Genomic DNA, 20,416 nt, shown 5'->3' with positions numbered 1-20,416 from the left:
CTTGCACACGATCGAAGAGCTTGCAGCCTTTGTCGCCGGTTGCCCGGCGGCAGACATAGGCGGACAGGCGCGTGAAGCCGCGTCGCTTCTCTTGGCCGACCTGATGGCTGCGACGGCCGCCGGCCTGCACTCGCCTCTTGCGACGGCCGCCCGCGAAGCCGCCGTCGATCTGTACGGAGCCGGACCGGCGGCAGTCTGGCTGACCGACATCAACCTTTCGCCTGCCGGTGCGGCCATGGCCAATGCCGCGGCCGCCAGCGCCCTCGACATCGACGACGGCCACCGCGGTGCCGCCGGTCACGCCGGAGCAGGCGTCATCCCCGCGGCCTTGGCCGTGGGGCAGGCGTCGGGCTCGAGCGACGAGCAGATCATGAGCGCGATCGTACTCGGTTACGACGTCGCGCTGCGCGTGGCGTCGTCTCGTCCCACCTCGACCATCGACACCTACAGCAGTGGCCGCTGGGTTGGCTACGGAGCTGCCGCTGCTGCCGGACGACTGCTCGGCTTGACCGCCGGACAGCTTGCAAATGCAATGGCCATTGCCGGCGCCGAGGGGCCCATAAGCTTTCCGACCGGCAGCTCGAAATATCAGGGAACTACCGTGAAGGAGGCGATCCCGCCGGCGGTGACGGCGGGGCTGACCGGCGCCTATCGCGCACGCGCCGGAGCGACCGGCCCCCTCGACCTTCTGGACAGGCCCTCGCATTTCAACCGCGAAATCCTCACCGGCGGCCTCGGGCAAAGCTGGTGGCTGCAGCAGTGTTATCTCAAACCCTATGCCTGCTGCCGGTACATGCACGCTGCAATCGACGCGGTTCTCCAATTGCGCCAGCCCGGCAAGGCGATCCGCAGCCTTCGGATCGAGACGTTCCCGCAGGGACTGAGGCTTTCGAACGCCCGCACGCCGAAATCGCTCGAGGCGGGGCAATACAGCTTCTACTTCAGCTGCGCTCTGGCAGCCTTGTACGGACCATCGGCCCTGCAACCCGTCGATCCGGACCGGTTGCAGGATCCGGACGTGCTCGATCTCGCCGGCCGCATCGAGCTGGTCGCGCATGAGGACTTTGCCGGCTCGTTCCCCGGGGGCACGCCCTGCCGCGTGATCATCGATCAAGGCGAAGGTCCGCAGACCGCCACCGTCCTCCACCCGCTCGGCGACGTCGCCAATCCGATGTCGCGCGAACAGGTGAAGGAGAAATTCCGCAGGATCGGCGCGGCAAGCGTCGAATCCGGCTGGCTGAACGACATTCTCCCGGCACTCGACGGGGTTCTGGACCATGGCTTTGGGCCGCTTTTCTCCGTGCTGAACCCTCGCCAATACAATCTGAACAAACGCAACATCATGCTAATCAAGGAGGTAGCGCAATGATGCAATTCAAGTTCCCGAGGGCTCTGGTCCTGGCGGCGATTATGGCTGGCAGCGCGCTCGCTCCCTTGCCGGCAATGGCCGCAAAGACGGAGCTCACTCTCGGCGCGGCAGCAGCCGACATCGGCAATCTCGATCCTCATTATTCGGCGAGCACCACTGACCGCACCCTGGTCGCCTGGATATTCGGCGGCCTGGTCCGCTTCGCTCCCGGCACGACCGACCCCGCCTCGATCGAACCGGACCTTGCCGAAAGCTGGGAATCCAGCCCCGACAAGCTGGTCTGGACCTTCAAACTGCGCAAGGGTGTCCAGTTCCACCACAACTATGGTGAAGTGACCGCCGAGGACGTCGTCTTCAGCCTGCAGAAGGCAGCGGATCCCGAGCGTTCGGCCTTCGCCACCGACTACGCCTCCTTCGACAAGATCGAGGCAGTCGATCCCTATACCGTGCGCATCACCCTGAAGAACGCCATTCCGAGCGTGCTGGGTCCGTTGGCGAACTATGCCGGCGGCTTCATCGTCAGCAAGAAGGCCTACGAAGAACGGGCGGAGAACTTCTCGCGCCGTCCGGTCGGTTTCGGTCCGTTCCAGCTCGACTCGATCGAGCCCGGCGTGGCCGTGCATTTCAGTGCCCACAAGGATTATTTCCGCGGCGCGCCGAAATTGACGAAGGTGACATATCGCTTCCTCAATGCTGCGGCTGCACGCGATCTGGCGTTCCTCGCCGGTGAGGTCGACGCGGCCACAGGGCTTGCCGACCCGAATTGGCTGAAACGCACCCTGGCGGTCGACGGCACCACCGTGGACATCTTCGATCCAGCCGAATTGACCGTGCTGCACATCAACACCAAGAAAGCGCCGTTCGACGACATCCGGGTCCGTCGTGCCTTGGCCTACGCCGTGGATCCGAGCCGTGTCGCCGCCTATCGCGGAACCGAATTCACCCGCGTGGGAAAGTCGGTCATTCCCTCGAACAATCTCGGCTACACCGAGGACAACGGCCTGGTGGCCTTCGATGCGGAAAAGGCCAAGGCACTGCTTGCCGAGGCAGGCCATCCGGACGGCATCACGGTCAAGATGGTCTCGAGCCAGCTGCCGAGCTATGAATCCTCGAACCAGATCCTTCAGGCTCAGCTTCGAGAGGCAGGCTTCAATCTCGAGCTGCAGCCGGTCGAGCACGCCACCTGGCACCAGATGATCCGCCAGGACCTGAGCCCGCTCGTGACCTACGGTGCAGCCCGCTTCCCGGTAGCGGATGTCTATCTCAGCCAGTTCTTCCATTCGAACAGCGCCATCGGATCGCCCGCTGCGGTGACGAACTTCAGCCATTGCGACGTGGCGGACAAGCAGATCGAGGCAGCCCGTGTCGAAACCGATCCGGAAAAGCAGCTGGAGCTGTGGCACGAAGCACAGCGGCTGATCATCGAGGCGGTCTGCGGGGTTCCGATAACCGAGACAGCAGGTGTGTGGGCGCGGCGCAAGAACCTCGACTGGGGCTTCGATTTCAAGGGCTCGATGTCGCTCGGGCCGCAGGTGACCGAACTCACTCATTTCACGGAATAACAATCCACGGGCTGCGGGAAACCGCAGCCCAATTCATTGTGTGATGAACCCATTATGTCCAAAGAGATTTTTCCGATCTATTCCAGCCCATGCGGCTGGAACGCAATGCTCCCGAAGCGTACACCCCGCTCGCCGTTGCAGAGCGACCTTACCGTCGATTATGCCATCGTGGGTGCCGGCTACACCGGCCTGGCGATCGCGCGCCGGCTCCGTGAACTCGATCCGCAGGCAAGCATCGCCGTGTTCGAGGCATCATCCGTCGGAGAAGGATCTTCGGCCCGCAATTCCGGTTTCACCGGGTCCGAAGTGCTGCCTCGCACCGCCACCCTTGCCGGCGCCGAGAAAGCGCGGCGTCAAACGGCTCTGATGAGGGAATCCTTCGACTGGCTCAAAGGCATGATTGCAGATGCCGGCATCGAATGCGAGCTGCAGAAAGTCGGATCCATCCGTGCTGCGGCGACGGAAGCCGGGGAGGCCTCGCTGAGGCAGGTCGTCGAAGTCGCGAAGGCCAACGCAATAAGCCACACGGTGCTGGGGCGGAACGAAATAGCCGAGCGCATCGGATCGGATTATTACCGCTTCGGCATTTATCTGAACGACACCTATTTGCTGCAACCGGCAGCCCTCATTCGCGGCCTTGCCGACTCCCTGCCGGACGACATCGACCTTTACGAAAATACGGCGGTCCAACGATTGAAGCGGAACGGCGGGAGCTGGGAGCTCCTGACCGACGGCGGCGTCGTGCGCGCGCGAAGCGTCGCTCTCGCAAACAACGGGTTCATCCGGCGTTTCGGCTATCTCAAGCTCCGCATGACCACGATCTTTACCTATGCCGCGGTGACGTGCCCGGTCCCCGAGGCAGACCTCGGCCATCTCGGCCAGTCGCCGGCATGGGGTCTCCTGCCCTCTCATCGGCTTGGGACGACTTTGCGGCGCATCGGGCGCGACCGTCTCATGGTGCGCTCCCTTTATGCCCACGAGCACGAAGTGCCCGTGGAGGAGGCGTCCGCGAAGTTGCGCGACCGCTTTGTTCGGCGGTGGCCGGGTTTGGGCCATGTGGACCTGGAATATGTCTGGGGCGGCGCGACGGCGTTCACCATGAATGGCGCGCCGTGGTGGGGCAAGCTCGATGACGGCCTTTTCGCGTCCGGCGGCTGTAATGGCAGCGGGATAGCAAAGGGCACGATGCTCGGCCGGCACCTCGCCGAGCTGATGCTCGGCACCGGCGATCCGGCAAGGGTCAGCGGCGCGATGGGAACGGCCAGCCTGATCGCCCCCGAACCCTTCCGCAGTATCGGCTTCCAGATCGTCTCGGCAATCGAGAGCCGCAAAGCGGGCCTGGAAGCCTAGAGAGTTTGAACGACGCACTTCCGGACGGAAAGCCGATACGCACTTTTCCTGGAAGTACTCTAAGGGAAGAACCGATCATGAAAGTGGAACGCTTTGACGTGAACGCACGCAGAAGCCGCCTCGTGAAATACAACGGCGTCTGTTACCTCTCCGGCCAGTTTTCCGACAATGCCGGTGACGTCGCCACCCAGACGCGGGAAACGCTGGCGAAAATCGACGAGTTGCTTGCACGCGCAGGCACGGACAAGTCACGCCTGCTGACCGCCGAAGTCTGGATTACCAGCATGGCCGATTTTGCCGCGATGGATGCGGTCTGGAAGGAATGGGTGGCACCGCAGAACCCGCCAACTCGATGCTGCTGCGCCGTCGAGCTCGGCGACCCGGACATGCGGGTAGAAATCATGGTGACCGCGGCCTTCGGCGATGCGGAGGTGATGGAGCTTTAGAGCGATTCAGCGCCTAAGATCGCAAACCAGCGCGCGTGCAGGAACGCTCTGCGAACCTTCCCGCACGCACGCTTGGCCAGCTAGCTCCGGCTGCGCGACGGCACTCCGGTGACGGCGCGTTCTTCGGCAAAGTAGTCGCGCGTCAGTTGGGCGATGACCGGGGACAGGAGCAGCAACGAGATAAGGTTGGGGATAGCCATCAGTGCGTTCAGCGTGTCGGCCACCAGCCAGGCAAAGTCGAGGCTGAGGGTGGCGCCGAAGAACACCGCGACGGTCCACACGATGCGAAACGGTATCGCGCTCACGGTTCCGATCAGGTATTCCCAGCACTTCTCGGCATAATAGGCCCAGCCGAGGATCGTCGTGAAGGCGAACAATGCCAGCGAGATGGTCACGAGATAATTCCCATAGCCGGGCAGCGCCGCTTCGAAGGCCGCAGAACTCAGAACCGCTCCGGTTTCGCCCGAGGCCCAGACGCCCGACACCATGATCGCCAGACCGGTCAGGGTGCAGACGATGATCGTGTCGATGAACGTCCCCATCATGCCGATGACGCCGGAGAAAACGGGATTGGCGGTCGAGCCGGCAGCCTGTGCGATACCGGCGGTACCGAGGCCCGCCTCGTTCGAGAAGATCCCGCGCGCCACACCCATGCGGATCGCCATCAGTACAGTGGAGCCGAGGAAGCCGCCGGTGGCTGCCGTCGGACTGAATGCCTGGGTGAAGATGGTGGCGATCGCCTCGGGGATGTTGCCGGCAAAGACGATCAGGACGACGACCACACAGGTGAGATAGAAGATCGCCATAAAGGGCACGACCTTCTCGGCCACGGCGCCGATTCGCTTGATGCCGCCGAGAATCACCGCACCCGTCAAGACGGTCATCACGATGCCGCTGATCCAGGTCTCGATGCCGAAGGCGTTCTCGACCGCACTGGCGATACCGTTGGCCTGAACCATGTTTCCGATACCGAAACCCGCCAGTCCGCCGAAGATGGCAAAGGCGGTGCCCAGCCACTGCCAGTGCTTCCCGAGCCCATTCTTGATGGCGAACATCGGTCCGCCGGCGTGTTCGCCTTTGTCGTCGACCTCGCGGTATTTCACCGCTACGACGACCTCGGCGTATTTCGTCGCCATTCCGACGAAGGCGGTAATCCACATCCAGAACAGCGCACCGGGTCCACCCACCGCGATAGCGGTAGCGACGCCGGCGATGTTGCCCGTGCCGATGGTGGCCGAGAGCGCCGTCATCAGCGCGGCGTACGGCGTAATCTCGCCTTCGGCGGCCCTCCCCGGCCTGCGGCTTTTCAAGATCATGCGGAAGCCGTAGCCCACTTTGCGGATCGGCATGAAGCCCAGACGAAGCTGAAGATACAGACCGGTGCCAATGATCAGCACGATCATGGGCACGCCCCAAACGATGCCGTTGAGCCAGTTAAAGAATTGGTTGAGTGCTTCCACGAGACTGCTCTCCTCCCTGGTGCCTGTCTTTCCGCGAGCCTGCGCACGCCTGCGGCCTGACTAACTTCACCGGCGAATATTGCAAGCCCGTCTTGTTCATGGGCCACAGGCACCTTGATTCATTTCGATCGAGGACGCCTGGGTGTCCCCCGTCTGCGAACAAGCAGGCGGTACCCGTGGAGGCGGTTCGTCAGGCGCGATAGGTACATGCGGGCCCCCTCGGGAGCCGCGATCATACATAGAAGTCGAGGTTGGTGAATTTCATAGTTCGAATGCTTCTATTTATGAAATTGATGATGGCCGGCAGATCGGCATGGGAAAGCCGCGCGGCCGGCTCGAAGTTGTCAGGACTCGGCGCGCAAACATCCATGCCCATCCGGCCTTCGCAACGGGCCACCACCCGGCATCGCCGGCTTCCTCATCGGTGCCGGCGTCTCTTCTCCAATCGCGGGCAGTTGAAACCCGCAGAACAAGTCAGGGCGGAATGTCGAATCCCGCTCTCGGCGCCGCGCGCGCTTCAATCGTCGATGCGGAAGCCCACCTTCATCACCACCTGGTAATGGGCGACCTTGCCATTCACGATCTGGCCGCGAATCTGGTCCACCTCGAACCAGTCGAGATTCCGGGTGGTTTTCGAAGCACGCGAAATCGCGCCTTCGATGGCCTCGTCTATCGAGTTCGGCGAACTGCCGATCAGCTCGATCTTCTTGTAGACGTGCTCGCTCACGGTTTCCTCCTGAAGCTTCTAGGTTGATTCCAGGCTCGCCGGGTCTCCTTGTGGGAGCGGCAAGGGACGGCAGCGCGATCGCCGCCAGGGACAATCATGCCCCGGTTCGGCGCGAACCGCCAGCGTTCGGGGAAAATCGGCCTGTGCCGCGCCAGGCGGCCGGCTGCCCTGGGGATTAAAAATGCTCTATGCTCGTGCCACTGGCCATGTCCGAACGCGACGCCCCGCCAAGGCCGCGCGAACGCTCCACGAAGGAGGCGACCATGCTGCCGACCCGACGTTCCTTGCTGAGGGCGTTTCTGGCCTTACCCGCCCTGCCCGTCGCCGATCGCGCCGCGGCGCAGCGACCCGCATTGCCGCTCACACCCGCCTGCGACGACGATGACGACCTGACGCCCGCGCTGACGGCGGGCCCTTTCTACAAGCCCGATGCGCCGCTCAGGCACGAACTTTCCGGCGACGCCCCGAACGGCGAACGCATCACCATTGCCGGCTACGTGCTCGACGGCAATTGCCGGCCGATTGCCGGCAGTCTCGTCGAAATCTGGCATGCGGACGAAACCGGCGCCTACGATACACGCGGCTACAGGCTGCGGGGTTACCACATGACCGACGAACGCGGGCGATGGTGGTTCAGCACCATCGTCCCGGCACTCTATCCCGGCCGCACCCGCCACTATCATTTTCGGGTGCGCCCTCCCGGCGCCGCGGTCCTGACAACGCAGCTCTTCTTCCCGAACGAACCTCAGAACGACCGTGATCACCTTTATACGCCGTCGCTGCAGCTTGACATTCGCGACACGGAGGACGGCAAGTTCGGGCGTTTCGATTTTGTAGCCTGACGCGCTCGCGGAGGTGACCGGCACGGGATGAACGATCCGGCGCTTCGCTGAATCCGGAACAGATCGCCGTCGTACAGGTTCGGGCTGAGACGAGGACGAATTGATGAAGCAGAAACTTTTGGCGCAAGACGCGAGCGAACGCACCTTCATTCTCGTACTCGAGGAGGGCGACGAAGCATTCTCGGCCATTTCGGCCTTCGCAGCGCAGGCGGGCATCGCCGGCGCATCGGTGACGGCGATCGGCGCCTTCAGCAGCGCGACGGTGGGCTTCTTCCGTGTCGAAAGCAGAAATTACAGGAAGATCCCCGTAGCCGAGCAATCGGAAGTTCTGAGCGCGATCGGCGACATTGCCCGCGACGAAGCCGGCCGCCCGAGCCTGCATTTGCATGCGGTTCTGGGGTTGGAAGACGGGTCGACCCGTGGCGGGCACCTTCTGGAGGGTCGCGTCCGTCCGACCCTGGAGGTCATCATTCGCGAAAGCCCGACTGGATTGCGCCGGCGCAAGCGACCGGAACTCGGGATAGCGCTCATCGACCTCGACGCCGAATGAGGTTCAGCTTTTCGCGCTCGAACTCGGGTTGCGCTTGTTTCTGGCCGGCACGCGCCGGCGACCTCACGGCGACCGAAGGAGCGAGAAACCGACCGGTTCCTCGCAAAGCATGCCGCCGATCTCCCGATGGCGGCAGCGCGCCCTTCCATGGACCGCACATTGTCTCCGGCAGGACGGGTCCAATTTTCACCAGGGCCGCCAGCCGCTTGACCAATAACGGCCCTTCAGATCGCTCAGCCGATCCTCGATATCGGCGATCAGGTCCTCGATGCGCGAGGAGCTTCGCGAATGCCAATAGGGCCGGCTGGTTCCTGCAATGAGCAGCCCCAGAAGACCGACTACGGCGAGCGCCGTCCAGGCGGGATGTTCCCTTGCCATCTCGCCGGCCCTGCGTCCCGTATCCGCGATGGCCCTGCCGGAATAGATGCCGAGATCGGAGAGCTTTTCGGTCAGCGCATTGACCTGCTCGCGCAACGATCTGACTTCCTCTTCCATGCTTGCCTGGTCCGGAACGCCTACCGATCCGTTCTTCGTATCGACCACGCCGCGCGGTATGGTGGATCCGAGTCGCTTTTCCTGTGCCATATGCTCATCCTCCGTGTCTGGGTCCCAACTTGTCAGAGACAGCAACCCGGAAACGGCGGCCGGGGGCCGGGAGTTCCTTTTGAGGGTGAAATTGGCCGCATATCCCCGGCCCCCTCATTCCCGTGCATGTCACAGGAATTCAGCCAGACCAAGTCCTTGGGCTGAAAGAACGCTTCCCGCGCCGCGGACGCGGCGCTGATCTCATCCCTGTGACGAGCACAGGCATGAGGAAAAAGGAGAGATTGCAGTCCTCCGATAGGCCTCCTACAGCGCCGCGCGTCTTATGAGACGCGCAAGGGTCGCTGTAGCACTTACTCATGGAACTCAAACCCATCGCCATGCGTGCCGACAAAACCGGCCAGAGCTTCAACGCCATTGTCCATCCCGCGGCAGCCGTCATAAACTCAAAGTGAATCTCCCGAAGGCCGCGAGCAGACGAGGAGGAACCTGCGGTAGAAGAATGTCCTCAGCCTGTTTCTGAGATCGGCATTCCTGCGCTGGGCCGCCGCGATCGGGCGGCGGGACGGCAACTCTATGTTCTGGAATCCCGCCTCTTCGATCAAGGGAAGAAGTCTTTCGACGGTGAGGCCATCGCCAAAGGGCAGACGCTCCATGATCTTTGCGTGGCGTTCGCTCATGGCGCCGTCGTAATGCGGGTCATGGCCGATGATCCGCTCGAGGGCAGCCACCGCGAAAGACGCCAGACGGCCGAGCGGCGTCGGCTTCGACCAGTCTCCGTCGAAGACGAGCAGCCTTCCGCCCGGCTTCAGCAGGCGGAACCATTCGGCGAAAGCCTGCTCCGGCTCCGTCAGCGTCCAGACGAGATGCCGGCAGACCACGGCATCATAGGTCTCGTCCGGCTCCATCGTGTGCTCGGCATCGGCCAGAATGAATCGAACCCTTTCGTTCCCTGCGTGCTTGCGCCGCGCCACCGCGAGCATGGCCTCGGAGAAATCGAGCGCCGTCACTTCGTGGCCGAGCGAAAGGAGCACGTTGGTCACCTCCCCCGTCCCGCAGGCGAGTTCGAGAACCTTCAGCGGCCTCGCCCCGAGTGCGCTGCGCATCGATGCCGCCCAGGCGTCGAGCTCCGGTCCCGGCGGGATGCGGTGGCCGAAGGCGAGGTCGAACGTTTCCGACCGCTTCGACCAGTATTCGCGGATATCTTCCTTCAGGTGGTGGTTGCGCATGTCCATGGGTCAGGTTCCGACGGCGGAGATTGCGGCAAGCGGACGCGGGCGTCTGGCGCGATAGCGGATGGAGCAGCTTCCGTCGAAGTCGTGCTCGACCTCGACCTCGATCCCGAACACCGCGCGGATGCGCTCGACCGTCAGTACCTCCCGCGGGGGCCCGAGCGCCACCAGCCGGCCGGCCTGCATCACCGCGATCCGGTCGCAGAACATAGCGGCGTGGTTGAGGTCGTGGAGCGCTGCGACCACCGTCAGGTCCTGGCGGCGAACGAGGTCGAGCAGGCTGATCTGATGGCCGATGTCGAGATGGTTGGTCGGCTCGTCGAGAAGCAGGATCTTCGATTGCTGCGCCAGCGCCCGGGCAATATGCAGCCTTTGCCGCTCGCCGCCGGAGAGCGTGTGCCACAGGCGGTCGGCAAGATGCGCCATATCCACGTTTTCGAGCGCCGCCTCGACGATCGCATCGTCCTCCGGCGACCAGGGCGAAAGCGGCCCGAGATAGGGCGTGCGGCCGAGCTCTACCGCCTGGCGCGCGGTGATCCTCTCGCCGGTCTCGGCCTGCTGCTCAACTAGAGCGAGCCTTTGCGCGACCGTGCGGCGGCCGAGCGTCCCGATCGGAGAACCGTCCAGAAGCACCTCCCCCTTCTTCGGCTTGCGGATGCCCGATATGAGCGACATCAGGCTCGTCTTGCCGGAACCGTTCGGGCCGATGATGCCGAGGAACTCTCCCGTCTCGACCGTGAGGGAGACCTCCTTCAGGATGTCCACCCCGCCGGCCGACCATGAAACCCCGCGCGCCGAAAGCGTCATGCGCGGTCCCTCCTTTGTCCGAGTATCAACGCGAAGGCCGGAGCGCCGACGAGCGCCGTGATCACGCCGATCGGCAGGACCTGGCCGGGAATGAGAACGCGCGACAGTATGTCGGCGAGGATCATGAACACGGCGCCGATGAGCGCTGCTGCCGGCAGCAGGACACCGTGGCGGACGCCGACGAGCATGCGGGCCGCATGGGGGATGACGAGGCCGACGAAACCGATCGACCCGACGATGGATACCATCACCGCCGTCATCATCGCCGAGACGCCGACGAGCGCGAAATAGGTTCGCCTGACCGAGATGCCGAGCGAGGCAGCCGATTCCGACCCGAAGGTAAACGCGTCGAGGGGACGGGCATGCCAGAGACAGACGACGAGACCAAGAAGCGTCGCCGGCACGGCGAGCCAGGCATCCGGCCAGCGCACGCCCGAAAGGTTGCCGAGCAGCCAGAACATGATGCCGCGCGCCTGCTCGGCCGTGGCCGCCTTGGTGACGATGAAGGAGGTCAGTGCGTTGAAGAGCTGTGACCCCGCCACGCCTGCCAGGATGATCGCCGCGGTGCCGCGGCCGGCCTTCACCGCCAGCAGGCTCACCAGGACGAAAGCGACCAGCGCGCCGATGAAGGCGCCGAGCGGCAGCGTCAGCATCCCGGCACCCACACCGAGGATGGCGACGCTGACCGCCCCTGTCGAGGCGCCGGCGGAGATGCCGAGTATATAGGGATCGGCGAGCGGATTGCGCAGCAGCGATTGCAGCACGGCGCCGGAGAGCGCGAGCGCCGCCCCGCAGGAAGCGGCCACGACCGCCCGGCTCAGTCGGTAGCTCCAGATGATGCCCTCGTCGATCGGGGCCAGCGGATAGCCGGCGTTCCACAGCCGATTCGCGACCGTCTGCGCAACGGTCTTGAACGGGATCGCCGTTTCGCCGATCGCAGCGCCCATCCAGAGTGCCGCGAACAGGATCACGAGCGCGGCGATAGCCGCGCCGACGCGCCCCGTCCCCGTTCGCCCGGCCAGGGTCAGCACGCGGCTCACTTGCCCAACCCACCCTTGGAAGCCGGCCCAGCCTTGGGCGCAAGTCCGGCCTCGGCGATGGCATCCGCCAGCGCTTCGATTCCTTCGATCGTGCGGATCGTCGGGTTCATCGCCTGCGCATCCATGTCGAACACATAGCCTTTGGCGACTGCCGGCATGAGGCTCGCCACGGGATCGGTCTTCAGGAATTCGAGTTTGGCGTCGAGGCTGTCCAGCGGGTAGCGTCGACGCTCCATGGAGCCGGCAACGATCATGGTCGGCTCGGCCTTGGCGATGGTTTCCCAGCCGACCGTCGGCCATTCGTCTTCAGTGTCGATGATGTTTTCGATTCCGAGCGCCGCCATTATGTAGCCGGGTGCGCCGTTCCTGCCGGCGACATAGGGGTCGGCATCGGCAGCGCTGGAGAACCAGAAGACCGCCGAGAGTTTGCCCCCGGCCGAGGCGACCTTGGCGCGCGCCGCCTCTTCTCGGCTTTTCAGCTCGGCTACGACCTTCTCGCCCTTGTCCTGAACATCGTAAATCTGCGCCAGCTCGCGAATTTCCCGATAGACGAGATCCATGGTGAAGACCTGCCGGCGCACGCCGTCGCTCGCCGCCGAATTCTCCTTGCCGGTGCAATCCGAAGGCGATGTGTAGACCGGAATGCCGAGCTCCTCGAACTGCTCCGGCCGCGCGACCACGCCTTCCGGGCCGACCTGCCATTGAAATTGCACCGCCACCATGTCCGGTTTCTTGGCAACCACGCTTTCGAAGCTCGGATCGTTGTCTGCCAGGCGCTCGACCTTGGCGTTGACCTCCTCGTAACCTTCAAGGACGGGGCCGACCCAGAGGGCGGTGCCGGCGACCTTGTCCGCAAGGCCGAGCAGATAGAGGATTTCGGTGCTGCTCTGGCCGATCGAGACGGTGCGCGTCGGCGTCTTGTCGAAGGTGATCTGCCGACCGCAGTTTTCGAGTGTCAGCGGATAGGTCGTCTCGGCAGCGAAGGCGGGACGGTCAAGAGCCGCTACGCCTGCGGAAAAGGTGATGAGACCCGCAATGAGCGGTCGTTTCCAAAAGCTGTTCATGAATAGTCCCCGAATGTGAGGCCGCTATACGGCCGTGATCGTCAGCCTGCCGATCGGGTTTGATCGGACGAGTGACGGCTCGACCTCGGGGAAACTGATGAAAGCGTGCGCCGCAAGGCGCGAAAGATGGTCATGGCTTGCTCCTGTTCCGGGCATCCCCGCCCGTGACGTTGGATCTGATTTGACGGCAGGTCTCCTGGCTCGCGGACAGAAATCGCTCATCTGCCTTCCCGCGCAACGCGCGCAGTGGCTGGCGCCTGGGCGCCACGATGAACGACGATCCGCTTACAGTTGCGGGGGCAGCCACGGTTTTGGTCCCTCTTGGGTCGTCCGCACCGTGTTCCCTATTAATCCCCTCCACCTCACGGGTAGGGGAACCGTCAGGCTCAGTTAATTTAGAATGCAGCCGCCGGTCAAGGTGAAACGCGACGCCGCGGCGTAGGGGTTCAATATGTTATGTTATTACACTCGTCAACAGAAAGTTACGTAATAACATTTCACAAGGGCCCCGTACTGTTCCTTCAACCGGTGCCGCCAGATCGGCATCGGCCATTATGGCTTTGGGCCATCGCATGGCCGCAGGACGATTGGTTCCCGGCTTTGCGCCGCGAGCTCGCGGCAGCCGCCGGCGTCGCAAAGCGTCCAGCCGGAGACGGTCGCTCCGGAGGCGGCCAGGACCAGCTCGGGAAGCGGCGGCAGGTCGGGCGTCCAGACCCACCAGCGGCCCTGGCGACGGGCATTGTCTCCCGGCTCCATTCCCGCACCCGAACCCTGCACGCGCGCCTCCTCGAGAACGAGACCATCGGCCGTGACGGCCCAACGCTCCTGCCATTCGGTCTTCTCGACCGAATGGGTCCAGCCGAGGGTGAAGACACCCGCAGCAACGGCGACAGCCTTGCCGCCGATGATGCAGGCAAGCGCGCTCATGCCGGTTTCGCCGTCTGCCGGCCAGCCTGGCGGGCGCGCCGCCAGATCACGAAGGCGAAGAGCGCGGAGAGTGCAAAGCCGACTTCATCGGTGATCGGCAGCGCCGCCAGCAACGTGAAGGCGGCCGCGGCCGCGAGCACCCGCTCGAAAACCCCGAGCCGGACTGCGGCGAAGCCCACCACGGCGGCACCCCAGAGCGCGATCGCCAGACCGGTCTTGACGACGATATAGGCGACGGCAGCCGGATAGCCCACCGATGCGGCCATCGCGCCGCCATCCTGCAGCATCAGCGCCGGCGAATAAACGGCCATGAACGGGATGACGAAACCGGCCGCCGCCACCTTGATCGCCTGGATCGAGATCTTCAGCCCGCTTTCCCGCGCGATCGGTGCTGCCGCGAAGCGGCAAGCGCCACCGGTGGCGTCAGATCGGCAAGAATCCCGAAATAGAAGACGAACATGTGGCTGACGATAAGCGGTACCCCGAGTTCCAGAAGCGCGGGCCCGGCGATCGACGAGGTGATGATGTAGTTCGGGATCGTCGGTATGCCCATGCCGAGCACGAGGCAGGTGACCATGGTCAGAAGCAGCGACAGAAACAGGCTTTTGCCTCCGACCGAGACGATGAACTGGCCGAAGGTATTGGCCGCTCCGGTCAGCGTCATCGTACCGATGATCACGCCGACGAGCGCGCAGGCGATCGCCACCGGAAGGGCCGTCTTGGCCCCTTCGGCAAGGGCGTCGCGACATATCACCAAGGTCTCCCGGCCGCCCTTCAGGAAGGCGTTGCCGGCAATCAGCAGCGCCAGCGCTGCGACGATCACGCCGATGCCGAACTGGAAGAAGGCGGCCGCCACGAGGCCGAGGCCGACCCAGAAGATGATGCGTATGACACCGGCGGGAAGGCCGAGCGCGAGCGAACTGCCCAGGATCAGAAGGCCGGTGAAGGCCAGGCCGACCGTACCGGCGAAAAGCGGCGTATAGCCGGAGAACAGCAGCCAGACGAGCGCGGCGAGCGGCAGGATCAGATGCCATTGTTCGAGGATTGCCGCCTTGGCCGAAGGCAGCTGGTCCCTGGGCAGGCCGAGCAGCCCGTACTTGCCGGCTTCGAGATGGACCATCCAGAAGGCGGACGCGAAATAGAGGATCGCCGGTATGACCGCCGCCTTGACGATCTCGTAATATTCGACGCCGAGCGTCTCGGCCATGATGAAGGCGACCGCGCCCATGACAGGCGGCATGATCTGCCCGCCCATCGAGGCCGTTGCCTCGACGCCGCCTGCAAAGGCCGCCCGATAGCCGAACTTTTTCATCAGCGGGATGGTGAACTGCCCGGTCGTGACCACATTCGCGACGCCGGAACCCGAAATGGTGCCCATCAGGCCCGAAGAAATGATCGCCACCTTCGCGGGTCCGCCGCGCCTGTCGCCGACGAAACTCAACGAGACATCGTTGAAGAGCCGGATCATGCCGGCTTTTTCGAGGAAGGCGCCAAACAGGATGAAAAGGAAAATATAGGTCGAGGAGACGAAGGTCGGGATGCCGTAGATGCCTTCCGTGCCATAGGCCATATGATCGATCACCTGCGAAAAGTCGTAGCCGCGGTGATCGAACGGCGGCGGCAGATACTCACCCAAAAGGCAATAGGCCAGGAACACGCCGGAAATGATCGGCAGAGCCGGCCCCATCAGCGCCCAGGCTGCGGCAAAGACGACGGCGAGCGCGACGACCCCGAAGACGATGTCGCGCGGCAGTGGATCGCCGGCACGCACCAAGAGTTCCGCATATTCGTAACACTGGTAGAAGGCGACCGCCGCGCCAAGGAAAGCAAGACTCCAGGCGATGATTTTTGCAACCGTGCCGCGGCCTGCGAGCGTCGCCAGCAGGGGAAAGACGAGAACCGTGACAAAGCCGACATGCACCACGCGCACGATCTGGCTCGCGAAATCGACGAGATGCGCCGCGGTGGCGATCTGGAACACTGAAAAGGCAAGCGCGATGGCAAACAGGATCCGGCCGTCCCATGTCGCCGGAAACGCCCGGGTCAACGCGTCGTGCCGGTGCAGTTCGGCCGACGCAGTTGCGCTTTGTTCATTGGTATTGTGGATCATGATTCCTCCCCTGAATTCCTGAAGCCCGTCGCATTCAACCGAATTCCGCGACGCGCTTCAGGGTGTCTGCCTGTCGCTTTAAAACCGCTTTACGGTTTCGGGCGACATGGGTCAGAGCAGACCCTTTTCCTTATAGTAGCGCTCCGCCCCCGGATGCAGAGGAATAGGCATTCCCTTGAGCGCATCCTCGATGCGGATATTCTCCGCCGCCTTGTGAGCCGCCGTCAGGGCGGGGATGTTCTCGAAGAGCTGCTTCGTCATCTGATAGGCGGTTTCGTCGGAAACCTCCGAATGGGTGACGAGAAAGTTGACGACGGCGACCGTCTGCACATCGCTGTCCTGCCCCTGGTAGGTGCCAGCGGGGACGGTCGCGGCGATGTAGGGCGCGCCGAGCTTGGTGGCGATCTCTTCGGGGACTGCGACCATCTGTACATCGAGCGACGTCGCCAGATCCTTGAACGAAGAGACGCCGAGGCCGGCCGACTGCAGCGTCGCATCGAGCTGCCGGTTCTTCATCAGCTCCACCGATTCGGCGAAGGGCAGGTATTCGGTCTTGCCGAGGTCGTCATAACTCATCCCTGCGGCGCCGAGGACGCCCGGGCATTCAATTCCGTGCCCGACTTCGGTGCGCCGACGGAAAGGCTCTTGCCCTTGAGATCGGCGACGGTCTTGATGCCCGACTCCTTCGACGCCATGATCTGGATATAGTTCGGATAGATGGCGGCGATACCGCGCAGCTTGTCGAGCGGTGCCTTGAAACCGGCATCCGTATTGCCTTCCCAGGCAAGCTTGACCGAATCGCCGAGCGAAAAGGCGATCTCGCCGCGCCCCTGCTGCAAGAGGTTGAGGTTCTCGACCGAAGCCTTGGTCGCCTGCACCTGCGTGCGTACGCCCTCGATCTTATCGCCATAGATCTTCGAAAGCGCGACGCCGAGCGGGTAGTACACCCCGGAAGTGCCGCCAGTCAGGACGTTGATGAACTCGGCTGCGCCTGTCGAAGCCGCGGAAACGGCGATGGACGCACTTGCGATCGCCGCGATGGCGGCGCGTTTCAATGTTCGATTCACAGAGATTCCTCCCAATCATTCAAATCTGGCGCGGAAGACCGTTCCTCTGGAAAGGGGCCGCGGCGTTACACTAGCAAGAGATCGGCTAACTCTAAATGATTGATTTTGTGGAAGCGCAATCGACAACTTCGCCGATGCGGGCGGATCTTGCCCGGTGCCCCGCAGCAATCCGCGACAATCCGCCTTCCGCTGGCTCCGGACAAAATTCCTGCGCAAGCGCCGCGCGTCCGGCGACGCGCGGCGCTTGGCGTTAGGTAGGATTTCAGCGGCGGCAGCTGTCGGCCGCGCGTCCCCTTGCAGCGGCGGCGATATTCGACCGAGCCGCTCCTCTCGTCAGGCCGTGTTTGCGTTGGAATGTCAGGCTCCAACCGTCTCCCTTGGCCTGCCAGCCTCCGGCGGCCGATTCCGAGCGGCCAACCGTGGCGTCCCGTCTTGCGGAGCGCGCCTTCAATCTAGATGCAATTTCTGCAGGGTCGATCAGGATCACCAGCATGAAGCCGATCGGCGCGAGCACGTATGGGGGAATGCCTGTCGGTACGCTCGCGAAAACGGCGATCGACACGGCCACGATAATGCAGATCAGGTTCGTCAACGGGTGGGTGAGCGTCCTGAAACAGGTTTCAGAGACAGTGTTGTTCCGTCCGTAGTTCGACAATGCCATGGGAGAGATCCATCGTTGAGTTGTTCCCCTGCCGAGATCACGATGACTTTAGGCCCCGTCGACCCAAAATCATGGAACGTGATCGTGCAAGGAGCCAGAGCAGAAATGCCGGCGGCAGACCGCGAACTGTTCCGCTCCGGGCTCCCGCGGCGCGAATGCTGCAATATGTACCCTGAGACTCAGCTGGCAACGGGCCTAGGACCTTTGCCCTTAGGGGGTCGGACCAAGGTCCTATAGATGGGCGCGGATGGCACTCTAGCTTCCTGGCTTCCCACCTATACAAGGACCTAGATCTTTTCAGCGACACTTGAGGCGGGGCCTCGCCGCTTTGCGGGGTCCCGCTTGCGTCGTCAACCGAGGGCGGGCGGGAATCGTATCGCAGACATGCGAGTGCCCGCGCAGGGGATGACGCGGGCACTGCAACAGGTTGGGGTCCTGAATGTCGCTGGGGGACAGAAGCGACACCTGTTAATTCTTCAGACGAAAATTTGTTCCGCAGCCGCGGGCGCGAAAGAAGCGACGCCGTTCTCCGCGCCGTTTATCCGGCAGCCGCTACGGCGAAACGGTGCCGGTAGTCGCCCGGCGACAGCCCGACGATGCGATGGAACAGCTTGCGGAAAGCCGCAGCATCCTCATAGCCGACGGTCCAGGCGATCTGTTCGACCGAGCGTTTGGTGAACTCCAGGAGCTCACGCGCCTTGCCGACGCGCAGATGCTGCGCATATTCGATCGGCTTCATACCGGTCGCCGCCTTGAAACGGCGCAGGAACGTGCGCTCCTCCATCGCCACCACTTTGGCCATCTCCGCGACGCTGACGGCGCGGGCCTCGCGCGCCTGCAGCCAATGCTGCACCTTGAGGATCGCCTCGTCACCGTGATTGAGACGCGGCGAAAAGCTGGAATAGTGCCGCTGCTCGCGTCCGGCCGGATCGATGAGCAGGAAGCGCCCGGTCTCGACCGTCACCGTCGGACCGAACAGGCGGTCCACGAGGCGCATGCCGAGGTCCGTCCACGCCATGAGGCCGCCGGCTGTGATGAGGTCCCCGTCCTCGATGACGATCTTGTCCGGATCGAGCCGGACGTCGGGGAAACGATCGCGGAAGGCATTGGCGAACAGCCAGTGCGTCGTCGCCGGGCGACCCTTGAGCAGGCCCGTCGCCGCAAGCACGAAAGTCCCGCCGCAAGTCGATGCCAGCGTCGCCCCCTGGGCATGCCGGTCGAGCAGCCAGCGCGCATAGGGCGCTGCCTCCTCTGCTTCCATCGGTCCCGTCAGCCGGCCGGGGACAAGCAGGATCTCCGGCGCCTGCCGGGACCCGAGTTCGGGATGGGTGTCGAAACATCGTGCAAGACAGCCGTCGTCCTGAAGCCGCCAGTGACTGACTCGCGCCACCGGTCCGCCGCGCTCGGCGGAGAATTGACCGGCTATGCCGATGAGATCCGTCATGCCGTGGACCATCGCCATCTGGCAACCCGGATAAAGCATGAGGCCGATCTCGGCTCTCGCTGGCAGTGCTCGTCCCTTCGCCATGTCGCCCCTCTTTGTCGGTTTCGGCCCGCCTAATGTCCGATCCGCCAATCCCGATCATTTCGCAATCGGCCTAAATCTTCAAGCACGGGGCGCGGCAAGTACGGCACCCCACCCGGCAGTCTTCCAACCCGCTGAAAGGATGAAGAAAATGGCTACGATCACCACCAGGGACGGCACCCGCATCTTCTACAAGGACTGGGGCTCGCGCAATGCTCAACCCGTCCTCTTCTCCCATGGCTGGCCGCTCACGGCCGACGTATGGGATGCGCAGATGGTCTTCTTTGCAAACAAGGGCTATCGCGTCATCGCCCACGACCGCCGCAGCCACGGCCGTTCGGACCAGGTGTGGGACAACAACACAATGGACCAGTACGCCGACGACCTTGCCGAACTGATCGAGGCGCTGGACTTGCGGAACGTGATCCTTGTCGGGCATTCGACAGGCGGTGGCGAGGTTACCCGCTACGTCGGCCGGCACGGCACCGGGCGCGTGGCGAAGGTGGCGCTGATCGGCGCGGTGCCGCCGCTCATGCTGAAAACCGAGGCCAACCCCGGCGGCCTGCCGATCGACGTCTTCGATGGCATTCGCAGGGGCACCTACGACGACCGCTCGCAATTCTTCAGGGATCTGACGATCCCCTTTTACGGCTACAACCGCGAGGGTGCCGCCATCTCGGAGGGAATCCGCGAGAGCTTCTGGCTGCAGGGCATGATGGGCGGCCTCAAGGGCCAGCTTGACAGCATCCGCGCCTTCTCGGAAAGCGACTTCAATGCCGACCTGGCGAAGTTCGACAAGCCGACCCTGGTCCTCCACGGCGACGACGACCAGATCGTGCCGATCGGCGCCTCGGCGCTTTCGACCGTCAAAATCGTCAAACATGCCGTGCTGAAGGTCTACGAGGGTGCCGATCATGGCCTGACGCAGACCTATCAGGACCGCTTCAACGCCGACCTGCTCGAATTCATCGAAGCTTGACTTCAACGCCGGCGAGGCGCGGCGGCGGTGCTGTTCAACCGGGTTGATGGTCGACATTTTGGACCGGGATGATTGTCGACAGATTTTGGGTTGCGGCAGGTTCAGCGGGTTCGCGAAGCCCCGGACGGGGCGGAGCGAACCGGCTGAACCTGCCG

At 63.5% G+C, this 20,416-nt stretch carries 17 protein-coding genes, 2 pseudogenes and 1 riboswitch; of the genes and pseudogenes, 7 read left to right on the top strand and 12 right to left on the bottom strand.

From position 1 onward, the window contains the following. Window position 1 precedes the first annotated feature (1 nt). The 4 genes from ACFHWW_RS19715 (at window position 2) to ACFHWW_RS19700 (ending at window position 4,727) form a co-directional block, all read left to right on the top strand. Entirely contained in the window at window positions 2-1,369 is a 1,368-nt protein-coding gene (locus ACFHWW_RS19715; RefSeq protein WP_379940292.1) for an MmgE/PrpD family protein, read from the top strand. Next, window positions 1,366-2,931 carry an ABC transporter substrate-binding protein gene (locus ACFHWW_RS19710; protein WP_379940290.1) on the top strand — a complete coding sequence of 522 codons (1,566 nt, stop codon included), beginning with the start codon at window positions 1,366-1,368 and terminating at the stop codon, window positions 2,929-2,931. The genes ACFHWW_RS19715 and ACFHWW_RS19710 overlap by 4 nt, the downstream gene beginning before the upstream one ends. 54 nt (window positions 2,932-2,985) lie before the next feature. Further along, window positions 2,986-4,281 carry an NAD(P)/FAD-dependent oxidoreductase gene (locus tag ACFHWW_RS19705; protein WP_379940288.1) on the top strand — a complete coding sequence of 432 codons (1,296 nt, stop codon included), beginning with the start codon at window positions 2,986-2,988 and terminating at the stop codon, window positions 4,279-4,281. A gap of 77 nt (window positions 4,282-4,358) precedes the next feature. After that, complete coding sequence (locus ACFHWW_RS19700; RefSeq protein WP_100670960.1) at window positions 4,359-4,727, top strand: RidA family protein; 369 nt, start codon at window positions 4,359-4,361, stop codon at window positions 4,725-4,727. Window positions 4,728-4,807: 80 nt separating this feature from the next. Here the strand turns inward: ACFHWW_RS19700 and ACFHWW_RS19695 are convergent, their stop codons facing one another. Both ACFHWW_RS19695 and ACFHWW_RS19690 read right to left on the bottom strand, forming a co-directional pair. Continuing rightward, on the bottom strand, window positions 4,808-6,187 hold the full coding sequence (locus ACFHWW_RS19695) for a sodium:alanine symporter family protein (protein WP_275600100.1): 1,380 nt from the start codon (window positions 6,185-6,187) through the stop codon (window positions 4,808-4,810). A gap of 517 nt (window positions 6,188-6,704) precedes the next feature. Next, window positions 6,705-6,914 (bottom strand): dodecin, encoded by a 210-nt coding sequence (locus tag ACFHWW_RS19690; RefSeq protein ID WP_003527838.1) that lies wholly within the window; start codon window positions 6,912-6,914, stop codon window positions 6,705-6,707. 263 nt (window positions 6,915-7,177) lie between these two features. Between ACFHWW_RS19690 and ACFHWW_RS19685 the strand changes: the two genes are divergently transcribed. Together ACFHWW_RS19685 and ACFHWW_RS19680 are read left to right on the top strand one after the other, a co-directional pair. After that, window positions 7,178-7,756, top strand: coding sequence for an intradiol ring-cleavage dioxygenase (locus ACFHWW_RS19685; RefSeq protein ID WP_379940284.1), 579 nt, complete (start codon window positions 7,178-7,180; stop codon window positions 7,754-7,756). A 103-nt stretch (window positions 7,757-7,859) separates the two neighbouring features. Continuing rightward, window positions 7,860-8,306 carry a PPC domain-containing DNA-binding protein gene (locus tag ACFHWW_RS19680; protein WP_338282244.1) on the top strand — a complete coding sequence of 149 codons (447 nt, stop codon included), beginning with the start codon at window positions 7,860-7,862 and terminating at the stop codon, window positions 8,304-8,306. Between the two features lie 186 nt (window positions 8,307-8,492). Here the strand turns inward: ACFHWW_RS19680 and ACFHWW_RS19675 are convergent, their stop codons facing one another. The 10 genes and pseudogenes from ACFHWW_RS19675 to ACFHWW_RS19630 all read right to left on the bottom strand — a co-directional run bounded on the left by ACFHWW_RS19675 (window position 8,493) and on the right by ACFHWW_RS19630 (window position 19,285). Further along, window positions 8,493-8,891 (bottom strand): hypothetical protein, encoded by a 399-nt coding sequence (locus ACFHWW_RS19675; RefSeq protein ID WP_010974988.1) that lies wholly within the window; start codon window positions 8,889-8,891, stop codon window positions 8,493-8,495. Window positions 8,892-9,295: 404 nt separating this feature from the next. Continuing rightward, entirely contained in the window at window positions 9,296-10,084 is a 789-nt protein-coding gene (locus ACFHWW_RS19670) for a class I SAM-dependent methyltransferase (RefSeq protein ID WP_379940280.1), read from the bottom strand. A 3-nt stretch (window positions 10,085-10,087) separates the two neighbouring features. Further along, window positions 10,088-10,888, bottom strand: coding sequence for an ABC transporter ATP-binding protein (locus tag ACFHWW_RS19665; protein WP_324764401.1), 801 nt, complete (start codon window positions 10,886-10,888; stop codon window positions 10,088-10,090). After that, window positions 10,885-11,928: an iron ABC transporter permease gene (locus ACFHWW_RS19660; protein WP_018095987.1), complete on the bottom strand. Its 1,044-nt coding sequence runs from the start codon at window positions 11,926-11,928 to the stop codon at window positions 10,885-10,887. Before ACFHWW_RS19660 ends, ACFHWW_RS19665 begins: the two co-directional genes overlap by 4 nt. Continuing rightward, complete coding sequence (locus ACFHWW_RS19655; RefSeq protein WP_379940278.1) at window positions 11,925-12,992, bottom strand: ABC transporter substrate-binding protein; 1,068 nt, start codon at window positions 12,990-12,992, stop codon at window positions 11,925-11,927. Before ACFHWW_RS19655 ends, ACFHWW_RS19660 begins: the two co-directional genes overlap by 4 nt. A gap of 168 nt (window positions 12,993-13,160) precedes the next feature. Further along, window positions 13,161-13,389, bottom strand: a riboswitch (cobalamin riboswitch). A 155-nt stretch (window positions 13,390-13,544) separates the two neighbouring features. Next, window positions 13,545-13,919 (bottom strand): DUF1850 domain-containing protein, encoded by a 375-nt coding sequence (locus ACFHWW_RS19650; RefSeq protein ID WP_379940276.1) that lies wholly within the window; start codon window positions 13,917-13,919, stop codon window positions 13,545-13,547. Further along, window positions 13,916-16,029: pseudogene (locus tag ACFHWW_RS19645) on the bottom strand (TRAP transporter permease). Before ACFHWW_RS19645 ends, ACFHWW_RS19650 begins: the two are co-directional and overlap by 4 nt. A 111-nt stretch (window positions 16,030-16,140) precedes the next feature. Further along, window positions 16,141-17,084, bottom strand: a pseudogene (locus ACFHWW_RS19640) (TAXI family TRAP transporter solute-binding subunit). A gap of 274 nt (window positions 17,085-17,358) precedes the next feature. Further along, on the bottom strand, window positions 17,359-17,757 hold the full coding sequence (locus ACFHWW_RS19635) for a hypothetical protein (protein WP_379940274.1): 399 nt from the start codon (window positions 17,755-17,757) through the stop codon (window positions 17,359-17,361). Window positions 17,758-18,295: 538 nt separating this feature from the next. Then, window positions 18,296-19,285 carry a GlxA family transcriptional regulator gene (locus tag ACFHWW_RS19630; RefSeq protein ID WP_379940272.1) on the bottom strand — a complete coding sequence of 330 codons (990 nt, stop codon included), beginning with the start codon at window positions 19,283-19,285 and terminating at the stop codon, window positions 18,296-18,298. 148 nt (window positions 19,286-19,433) lie between these two features. On the opposite strand from ACFHWW_RS19630, the gene ACFHWW_RS19625 reads away from it, so the two are divergent. Next, window positions 19,434-20,261: an alpha/beta fold hydrolase gene (locus ACFHWW_RS19625; protein WP_379940270.1), complete on the top strand. Its 828-nt coding sequence runs from the start codon at window positions 19,434-19,436 to the stop codon at window positions 20,259-20,261. Window positions 20,262-20,416 lie beyond the last annotated feature (155 nt).

The organism is Sinorhizobium sp. P24N7, assembly GCF_042436655.1.
Classification (GTDB): domain Bacteria; phylum Pseudomonadota; class Alphaproteobacteria; order Rhizobiales; family Rhizobiaceae; genus Sinorhizobium; species Sinorhizobium meliloti_A.
This window is presented reverse-complemented; position numbering and strand designations above follow the sequence as displayed.